This window comes from Bradyrhizobium sp. JR4.1, assembly GCF_040548605.1.
GTDB classification, from domain to species: domain Bacteria; phylum Pseudomonadota; class Alphaproteobacteria; order Rhizobiales; family Xanthobacteraceae; genus Bradyrhizobium; species Bradyrhizobium canariense.
On sequence record NZ_JBEPRY010000047.1, the window covers coordinates 20,759 to 29,112 of the forward strand.

Sequence of the window (8,354 nt, forward strand, 5' to 3'; positions counted from 1 at the left end):
CTCTTCACTTTCTCACAAAATTAGATGCATACCGGCGTCTATGCGCACACATTCGCCGGTCATATTACTCGATGCTGGGCTTGCGAGGAAGCAGACGAGCTGCGCGATGTCCTCCGCGGACGAGACGACCTTGAGCGGCACACGCGCCGCCACGGAATCGCGCACCTGTCGGGCACCCGGCTCGCCACGAAGCTTAGTGAACCAGCTCGTGTCGATATAGCCGGGACAAACGGTATTGATGCGAATCGAAGGCGCCAGGGCCCGCGCGAGCGACAGTGTCATGGCATTCAGCGCACCCTTGCTCGCTGAGTACGCGATCGATGAACCGTCACCGTTGATGCCGGCCACCGAGGAGACGTTCACGACTGCGGTTGGCCGTCCGCTGGCGTCTGCGCCAGCCTGCAGTAGCGAGCGCGCCGCTCGGATCATTTGGTACGGCCCGATGGTATTGACGGCATAGATGCGCTGGAAGTCGTCCGCGGAGAGCCCGTCGAGATCGTGACGCGGCACATATTTTGTGGTGCCAGCATTGTTGACGAGTAGCTCGAGCCGGCCCCAGGGTGCGGCAGCTGCGACGATCTTCTTGCAATCCTCATCGCGAGAGACATCGCCCTGCACCACCACGACCTCGGCAGCGCCCGCCTTCCGGCAGGCTTCACTCGTAGCCTCGGCTTCGTTCCGGCTCGTCGAGTAGTTGACAACGATGCGGGCGCCGCCTTCGGCCAAGAGGCTTGCCGTCGCCGCTCCGAGCCCCGACGCCGCGCCCGTCACGACCGCGCAGAATCCATCCATCATCGTTCCCTCTTCTTTAGCAACGAAACTGCAGCCGCCGCGGCAGCCCATACCGCGCGGCAGACTAAACTCGCAATACTCCTGCGCGGAATAGGCATAGGCACGGTGACTCTTTTATGGACGTTCAGGTGAATGAGATCTCGCTTGCCCCTGGCGGCCAGCCGGTCGTCACCCTCGCGCGTGATTATAAAAGAAATGAATGCGCCTCTTGGCGCGTCGACGGCCGGCGTGAGGACCTGAACGCAGTGACCGGCGATTGTTCCCGGACGCACTTCTCGGCCGTCTACTAACCACCACAGTTTGTGGCGGTACGCCGCCTGCTCGACATCTAGGCGCTCCGCCGCGGACTGCTGCACGGGGCCCGCGCGCGCGCGCCGGCTCGGCCAAGTATTCGACGAGTGTCATCGGCTCTTCCCGCGTTATCCGCCGGGCGCTGGCCAAAGCCTTTTGAATATGCTCGACTGCATTTAGCGGCCGGACGTTCAGCCGTATGTTGACGCCATTGAGAATGAGGCGTGCCGCCCCACTCGCCACCGATGGCACCACCCCGCGGGGCCGCTCCTGGGCAAGCTTCAAGTTCTTAAGCATCCTTGGCCCCTCAGGCATGAACGTTAAGCTTGAGCTTTTCGCGCATCTGCCTCGGGCTAAGCACACGCACCCCAATCCAATTGAGGATCTCAATCGCCCGTTGCACGAGCTCGGCATTAGTTGCCAGCCGCCCGTGGGATAGATACAGGTTGTCTTCTAATCCCACCCGCACGTTCGCGCCGCACAACGGGGCCAAAGCAGCATATGGAAGCTGCATCGACCCGACCGAGAAGGTGGAATAGACAGCGCCCGGCGGGAGCTGGTGCACCATCGCCGTCAGCGTGGTCAAGTCGTCCGGCGCGCCGTAGCCGACGCCCATGCACAGCTGGATCAGCGGCGGATCCCTAATCAGCCCCTCTTTAACAAGGTCGTTCGCCAATTTAAGATGACCGGTATCGAACACCTCGAGCTCAGGACGCACTCCGAGCTCTCCTATACGTTTCGCCATCGCGCGCAGCATTCCAGTGCTGTTGACCATAATGTATTCGCTGTTGGATTTGCCGTTCATCGAGCCGCAGTCGAGGGTGCAGATTTCGGGGCGTAGCTCTTCCACGTGTGCCAGTCGGTCAAGCGCACCCGCCATGTCCGTCCCTGCTGGGTCCGGCGGCAGTGGACAGTCAGGCCCAGCCAGCATGAGGTCGCCCCCGTTCGCTGTAGTCAGGTTGATCACCGGATTTACGTCCGACCTCCGAATGCGCTGCACCACTTCCCGATATAGCGCAAGATTTAGCACACCCCGACGGGTCTTGTGATCACGCACGTGAATGTGCACCGCCGCCGCTCCTGCTCGTGCGGCCTCAATCGCCGAATCTGCGATCGCCTCTGGGCTCACCGGCACATATGGACTACGGTCCACATTCGACCCCCCTCCTGTAATCGCACAGGTGATGAACACTTCTGAGAGCATCTCCACCTTCTCCTTTCACTGAAGTTTAACGTTTGCCGCACCAGGGCAAGCGATAAGTTTTGTGATGTTCGCCGCTCGTTTGCGAGTGTAAACTGCTTTAGCGCATCGACCACCATCATCCGAGCGGACATCACTGGGACCCTTTGGTAACAGTGCCGCTGCGAGCACTTGGCTGCGGCAGTCATCAACCCAGCAATCGGCGTGCCACTCGCAGAAAGCTTCGCGGATCGCCTGATGAACACAATGTGGCTAGCAGCCGACCCTTGGATGACGCTGCAATCGTGGGATTTCCGTCATGTCGTAGCCAATCAGACATGCCTTGTGTGACAAGTGGAGCCTTATGTGATGCCGATAGCCTCTGCCGAGCTCGAACGACTGCTTCATGATGATGCACCGATGGCGATCGTCACGGTCGGCGCAGTCGTAAATGTTGTCTTAGACAAGATGGGCGGGCTCGAGCTTCTCGTTAACAATGCCGCGCCTGGAGCACGGAAATCCATTTCCTCTTCCGAGCTCGACCTCATAGCTGACGAGCTGTGGTCGGCCGTGTTAGACACGAACCTCATCGCACTTTTCCGATGCACGCGCGCGTCTGCACCGTCCTTGCGACAATCGAGAGGCGCGATCGTAAGCTTGGCCTCAGTGTCAGCATTGACGTCGAGAGGATCTAGTCTAGCCTATGCGGCAAGCAAGGCCGGTATTATTGCGATCACGCGCTATCTTGCTCAAGGTCTCGCACCAGAGATCCGGATTAACGCGGTGGCGCCGGCCGCTGTTGATAGCACCTGGCAGATCGAGTGGACGGAGGCGCAAAGGCAAAGCTCCATCGAGCGAACTCCCCTGCGGCGCAGATGCGCTCCCGAAGATATTGCCGAAACGATCGTCTATCGCGGCTTTGCAGCGCCCATGATCACAGGACAGACTATCGCCATAGACGGTGGTCTGACGCTTTAGGTACGGCGCGATTCGATCCTGAAGTTTGCGAAGTCGTGGAAACATAGTTTTGCTTGGATTGAGTTGCTGCCGGCTTGATGGACACCCGGCTAAGCGAATCCCACCTTGCGCTCGAACTCAACCGGGCTGAGATAGCCGATGGTCGAGTGCCTGCGGGTCGTGTTGTACAACGAGTTTGAGAACGCCCACAGGACCGTTCTTCGCGAAGTTCTTTATCGACATCGTCCTTGGTTTGGTTGCCGAGTTTGCGTTCATGGGGCCGTCGACAAGGCTGGCGATGTCGCCTTCCGCTGCACGCTGGATGGATCGCAAGCAGATCGTTGGCTGAAGGTTCCAGCATGGATGTTCGGCCGAACGGCATGCCCTGCGGCGGAGCTTTTGGCAGCTCGGCCATTTGTCAGCATAACCGCACTTGCAGCGCTTTCTGCGCTTCTCGATATGGTGTTGATGGATCGAACGCCATCAGCTGCCCTGCTTTCTAGCGCATCCAGAGCCTCTCACAACCAGAATCGGGGAGAGATCCATGTCACGCGTGACGACAAACTCAGGAAAAGGATACCGACAGAATCGGCAACCGCGCCCGCAGCATCAGATAGATCTGTTCAGGAGCGGCCTGTCAAACGACGCCAGCGGCGCGCCCGCATGGCCGGAGCTGCCGGCGGAAGCGCGGGCAGCGCTCACAAGCCTGATGATGCAGTTGATCCTCGACCATGCTGCGACGACAGCGACACCGCCCGCGAAGGAGGTTGATCATGATCTCTGACAAGGTTAGGCCTCATCTGGAGCGCAAGGCGATTCTTTACGTGCGCCAATCTCAGCCCATCAAGTATTGCACAATCGCGAGATCAGCGCGTTGCAATACGCCATGCGGGACCGACCGACGGCGCTCGGTTGGTCTGAGATCGAAGTGATCGATGATGATCTCCGTCGTTCAGCCGCCGGCGGCGTGCAACGCGTCGGTTTCGAGCGAATGGTAGCGGAGGTTTGCCTCGGTAAGGTTGGTGCGGTTTGCGCCCGTGAGGTCTCGCGCTTCGCCCGCAACAGCCGGGATTGGCAGCAACTCATCGAGATGTGCCGCGTGGTCGATACCGTTCTGGTCGATCAGGAGACCATCTATGCGCCGAGGCACGGCAAGGACCGCCTGCTGCTCAGGCTCAAGGGTAGCCTCAACGAGTACGAACTGGAGTTGTTGCGCCAACGCTCGCTCTCAGCCCGCTACGAGAAGGCGCGCCGGGGCGAGTTGGTTGTGGCGGCGCCCGTCGGCTTCGTGAAGGCCGGCGACCGTTATGAGACGATCCGGATCGGCGTGTCCAGGAAGCGATCAAGCTGGTGTTCGACAAGGTCGAGGAACTGGGCAGCGCGCGACAGGCGCTCTGCTGGCTCCACGAGTACAATCTCGATCTACCAGTGAAGCAGTTCAACGGCGACACAGCCTGGCGGCGACCGAGTTACTCCGCCATCCACCGGATCATTGAGAACCCGGTCTACGGCGGCGCCTATGCCTATGGTAAGACGGCTGTGGCGGCGGGATACAGCGCTGAGGGCGTGAGCGTGAAGATCCGCCGCAAGACGCGGAACGAATGGCTGGCGCTGAAGCCCAACACCCACGACGGATATGTGAGCTGGAATAGGTTCGAGGCGATCCGCACCATGGTCAGCAGCAACGTTCCCACCGGTCGGCATCACGGCGCACCCAAGCATGGTGACGCGCTGCTGGCCGCTCTGATCCGGTGCAAGCGCTGCGGCCGCAAGCTCACACTCCGGTACTCCGGCATGAAGCACCATATCCAGCCGCGCCTGGATGGACAATGGCGGTCCTCACTGCATCGCCTTCGGCGGATTGCGTGTCGATGATGCAATCGAGGAAGCACTGCTTGGCTTCCTCGGTCCGGGCGCTATCGCCGCTGCAACCGCTGCCGCCAGGGAAGCCGGAGAACGACGGGATCAGGTGCGCGATGCGCTCAGTTGCGATCTGGAAGCGGCGCGCTATGCCGCAGACCGGGCTTTCCGGCAACACGATGCCGCTGACCCCGCGAACCGGTTGGTGGCGAGTGAGCTGGAAGCGCGCTGGAACAGAGCACTCGCTCACGCGGCGGAGGTCGAGGGCAAGATCGCCATGCATGATGCGGCGACGCCCGCACCCATTGCTGATCCAGCTTCGCTCGGCGTACTGGCCTCGAACCTCAAAACGGTCTGGGATGCGCCGACGACGGATGCTCGCCTCAAGAAGCGCATTGTACGCACCCTCGTCCATGAGGTCGTGGCCGATATAGACGACGCGGGGTCCGAGATCGTTCTCATCGTCCACTGGGTGGGTGGCGCTCACAGCGAGTTGCGCTTTGCGCTTGCTCAAGCGCCGGCGCGGACAGCGCAACAGCACCTCTGCCGATATTATCCAAGCCGTGCGTCAACTGGTGCTGATCGCCAGCGACGATCTGATTGCCGGCCTCCTCAACCGAAACGGCCTCAAGACGGGCAACGGCAATCGCTGGACCCGCGAGCGCGTCACATCAATGCGCTCGAGCTACCACCTCCCGGTGTTCAAGCCCGCCGATGACGGGATCGAACCCTGGCTCAACCTTAGCAACGCCGCAAAGCTCCTGAAGATCGCGCCCAAGACGCTCCGGCTGGCCGCTGAAGCCGGCGAAATCGAAGCCTTCCATCCGCTATCGGACGGCCCGTGGATCTTCGCCCGCGCCTCGCTGATAACAACTGCCGCTCAAGCTATCGCCGACGAGCGCGACAGAACCCAAGATACCCCACGGGACCGCATCCCAATCAGCAAAGTCTCTTCTCTTCAACAACATAGACAGACGGGCGTTCTGATGCGCGGTTGTAAAATCGTTCGATGTGGTCGAACACATCGGCGCGTGCCTCGTCTCTGGTTCGATAAATCTTGTTGGCCGTACGCTCGGTCTTGAGCGAGGAGAAGAAGCTCTCCATCGCCGCGTTGTCCCAGACGTTGCCAGAGCGGCTCATGCTGCAAACGATACCGTGGTCGGCCATCAGGCATTGGAACTGCTCGCTGGTGTACTGGGCGGATTCGAACAGTCGTCGCAACACGAGTTATTTTCACTCATGACAGCAATTCGTCAAGCGCCTCCGCCGGCGTTTTCCAACCTAGTGTCTTTCTCGGTCCGGCATTGAGGGCCGCGGCCACAGCGGATATGTCGTCGGCGCTGTGGATGCTCAGGTCTGTGCCTTTCGGGAAGTACTGCCGCAGCAGCCCGTTGGTGTTCTCGTTAGTGCCGCGCTGCCAAGGGCTTTGCGGGTCGCAGAAGTAGACCTGGACACCCGCATCAATCTTGAGACGATCGTGCTGTGCCATTTCGGCGCCCTGATCCCAGGTCAACGAGCGACGCAGTTCTTCGGGCAAAGTGATGACTGTGCGCGTGATCGCGTCGCGCACGGCGTTGGCCCCGTGTCCCGCGAGCGCCGGCCCGTTCTTCGCGCGCGGAGCTTCGCCATGCCCCGCCAACCGGGGAAGGTGCAATAGCATCGTGAAGCGCGTTGTGCGCTCGACCAGCGTGCCGATTGCCGAGCTACCAAGACCGAGGATGAGGTCTCCCTCCCAATGTCCCGGCACTGCTCGATCGGCCGCTTCAGCAGGGCGCTCACTGATCATGATGTCCGGCGAGACAAAGCTCTTGCCTCGCCTGCCTACGCGTGCCCTCGGCATGACGCAAGGCGTCCTGTACGCGGATGGCGTCCGATCGATATTGGAAGCAGATCACAAAGTCGTCGCTATAGCGCACCAGTCGGGCTTCGCCCCGCAACCGACCCTTCACCACGCGTTCGAACCAGAGGTCGAGAACGTAATGAAGGTAGAGGTTGCTCAAAAGTACACTGATCGATCCGCCTTGTGGCGTTCCTTGTTCGCTCGGGTGCACCGCTCCGTCTTCCAAGACGCCAGCTTTCAACCAGCGCGGATCAAGCTGATCAGGCGTGGATTACCGACTCGATGTTCGACAAACCGGAGGACCCGATCATGATCGAGACTCCCGAAGAAGTTCTTCAAATCCGCCTCCAACACCCAGCTGATCATGCCGCCGGCGATGACCTCATTGAGGGTCGCCAAGGCATGATGGGCGCTGAGCTTCGGCCTGCCGCCGAACGAGCAGGGCAAAAAGTCCTGCTCGTAGATGGCGGACAACACCTCCCGGTTCCAACTGTCGCGACCCGGCGCTCCAGCGCAGCACGGCTGAGGCGACTTATTTTGCACACATAGCGATAGACGCTGGGTGTCAAAAACGCCATCTGGAACTGCCCTCTTTGCGTCATGAAGAACTGCCTCTCCCTCGGGTTCATGATTTCGGTGTCGAAGGCTGGCTCCGCCGCTGACGTGACGGAGAGAGGCGGAGCTGACCGGAGGGCGTCAGCGGCGGGCGGCTTGATGAGGCTGCTCTTTCGCTTGGCGCGACAGCTGTCGCCGCAGATGGTCAGCACGTGGCTGTGGTGCAAGAGCCGGTCGAGGTTTGCGGTGGCGACCACCGCAGGCTCTCGGCCAGCAGCAGCTCCAGCTTGTCACCGAGCCGCTTGCGCCTGTAGCTTAGGTCCGAGCGCTCGTGCGGGACCGCTTGCTGGAAGGACTCTTGGCCGGTGAAGAAGTGGAATACGGGTCGTGCATCCAGCGCTCGCCCCCTCATCGGACAGCCCGTGAGTGTGCTTGAGCAGCAGCAGCCCGATCATGAAGCGGGTCTCAGTCGTTCTCGCTGTTGAGCGCGCCGATCTCGCCGTCGACCCAGTCCTAGTCGATGTTGTCGGCAAGCAGAACCAGCTCGTGTCTCATGTTGATGATCTGCCCAGCCGCGCCCGTAACAGATCATTCGATTCCGTCATCTTGTGCTCTTCGGTCGCATCGTTCCCTCTCCGATGCGCACCAGGATCATGGCCTGCCGCAAAAGGGAATCCATAAACGAAATTGCAGGATTTGGCGGCCTCTACTTTCCCCCCTCTGCAATCTCAAAAGCTCTCGATCGGAGAAACAGACTACTGCTCCATCGCCTAGAGCCTTGTTCACATGGCGTAATCGCGGCTGACGTCTTCTTGAGGACACGAGGGTTGTTAGGATCGGCCTTAGCGGATTATCGAAAGGGAGCAGCGCTATGAAGCA

General features: G+C 60.5%; 9 protein-coding genes and 4 pseudogenes. 5 read left to right on the top strand and 8 right to left on the bottom strand.

Annotated features, from left to right (window positions below; all coding sequences use genetic code 11):
- Nucleotides 1-12: 12 nt before the first annotated feature.
- On the bottom strand, nucleotides 13-795 hold the full coding sequence (locus ABIB90_RS40095) for an SDR family NAD(P)-dependent oxidoreductase (protein WP_354202837.1): 783 nt from the start codon (nucleotides 793-795) through the stop codon (nucleotides 13-15).
- A gap of 595 nt (nucleotides 796-1,390) precedes the next feature.
- Nucleotides 1,391-2,287 (bottom strand): beta-keto acid cleavage family enzyme, encoded by an 897-nt coding sequence (locus ABIB90_RS40100; RefSeq protein WP_354202838.1) that lies wholly within the window; start codon nucleotides 2,285-2,287, stop codon nucleotides 1,391-1,393.
- 345 nt (nucleotides 2,288-2,632) lie between these two features.
- Between ABIB90_RS40100 and ABIB90_RS40105 the strand changes: the two genes are divergently transcribed.
- The 5 genes from ABIB90_RS40105 (at nucleotide 2,633) to ABIB90_RS40130 (ending at nucleotide 5,798) form a co-directional block, all read left to right on the top strand.
- Nucleotides 2,633-3,241, top strand: coding sequence for an SDR family NAD(P)-dependent oxidoreductase (locus ABIB90_RS40105; protein ID WP_354202839.1), 609 nt, complete (start codon nucleotides 2,633-2,635; stop codon nucleotides 3,239-3,241).
- Between the two features lie 523 nt (nucleotides 3,242-3,764).
- A complete protein-coding gene (locus ABIB90_RS40115; RefSeq protein WP_354202840.1) occupies nucleotides 3,765-4,004 on the top strand; it encodes a hypothetical protein in 240 nt (79 codons plus the stop codon).
- A 102-nt stretch (nucleotides 4,005-4,106) separates the two neighbouring features.
- Entirely contained in the window at nucleotides 4,107-4,652 is a 546-nt protein-coding gene (locus ABIB90_RS40120; protein WP_354202841.1) for a recombinase family protein, read from the top strand.
- The gene (locus tag ABIB90_RS40125) at nucleotides 4,571-5,095 is read left to right on the top strand and encodes a recombinase family protein (RefSeq protein ID WP_354202842.1); all 525 of its coding nucleotides are present in this window, start codon (nucleotides 4,571-4,573) and stop codon (nucleotides 5,093-5,095) included. Before ABIB90_RS40120 ends, ABIB90_RS40125 begins: the two co-directional genes overlap by 82 nt.
- Complete coding sequence (locus tag ABIB90_RS40130; RefSeq protein ID WP_354202843.1) at nucleotides 5,043-5,798, top strand: hypothetical protein; 756 nt, start codon at nucleotides 5,043-5,045, stop codon at nucleotides 5,796-5,798. Before ABIB90_RS40125 ends, ABIB90_RS40130 begins: the two co-directional genes overlap by 53 nt.
- Nucleotides 5,799-6,019: 221 nt before the next feature.
- Here the strand turns inward: ABIB90_RS40130 and ABIB90_RS40135 are convergent.
- The 6 genes and pseudogenes from ABIB90_RS40135 to ABIB90_RS40160 form a co-directional block, all read right to left on the bottom strand.
- Nucleotides 6,020-6,286 (bottom strand): annotated as a pseudogene (locus tag ABIB90_RS40135) (IS3 family transposase); the annotation flags it as partial.
- Between the two features lie 31 nt (nucleotides 6,287-6,317).
- Nucleotides 6,318-6,920, bottom strand: a pseudogene (locus tag ABIB90_RS40140) (IS30 family transposase); the annotation flags it as partial.
- Nucleotides 6,856-7,131, bottom strand: coding sequence for a reverse transcriptase domain-containing protein (locus tag ABIB90_RS40145; protein WP_354202846.1), 276 nt, complete (start codon nucleotides 7,129-7,131; stop codon nucleotides 6,856-6,858). The pseudogene ABIB90_RS40140 and the gene ABIB90_RS40145, both read right to left, overlap by 65 nt.
- Before the next feature lie 26 nt (nucleotides 7,132-7,157).
- A complete protein-coding gene (locus ABIB90_RS40150) occupies nucleotides 7,158-7,394 on the bottom strand; it encodes a hypothetical protein (RefSeq protein WP_354202847.1) in 237 nt (78 codons plus the stop codon).
- A gap of 224 nt (nucleotides 7,395-7,618) precedes the next feature.
- A pseudogene (locus tag ABIB90_RS41765) lies at nucleotides 7,619-7,732 on the bottom strand (ATP-binding protein); the annotation flags it as partial.
- Nucleotides 7,732-8,080: pseudogene (locus ABIB90_RS40160) on the bottom strand (transposase); the annotation flags it as partial. The pseudogenes ABIB90_RS40160 and ABIB90_RS41765, both read right to left, overlap by 1 nt.
- Nucleotides 8,081-8,354 lie beyond the last annotated feature (274 nt).

Coding starts and splice junctions, on each gene's coding strand:
- ABIB90_RS40130 (WP_354202843.1), top strand. CDS start 5,043: ATGGACAATGGCGGTCCTCACTGCATCGCCTTCGGCGGATTGCGTGTC.
- ABIB90_RS40105 (WP_354202839.1), top strand. CDS start 2,633: ATGCCGATAGCCTCTGCCGAGCTCGAACGACTGCTTCATGATGATGCA.
- ABIB90_RS40095 (WP_354202837.1), bottom strand. CDS start 795: ATGATGGATGGATTCTGCGCGGTCGTGACGGGCGCGGCGTCGGGGCTC.
- ABIB90_RS40120 (WP_354202841.1), top strand. CDS start 4,107: ATGCGGGACCGACCGACGGCGCTCGGTTGGTCTGAGATCGAAGTGATC.
- ABIB90_RS40100 (WP_354202838.1), bottom strand. CDS start 2,287: ATGCTCTCAGAAGTGTTCATCACCTGTGCGATTACAGGAGGGGGGTCG.
- ABIB90_RS40115 (WP_354202840.1), top strand. CDS start 3,765: ATGTCACGCGTGACGACAAACTCAGGAAAAGGATACCGACAGAATCGG.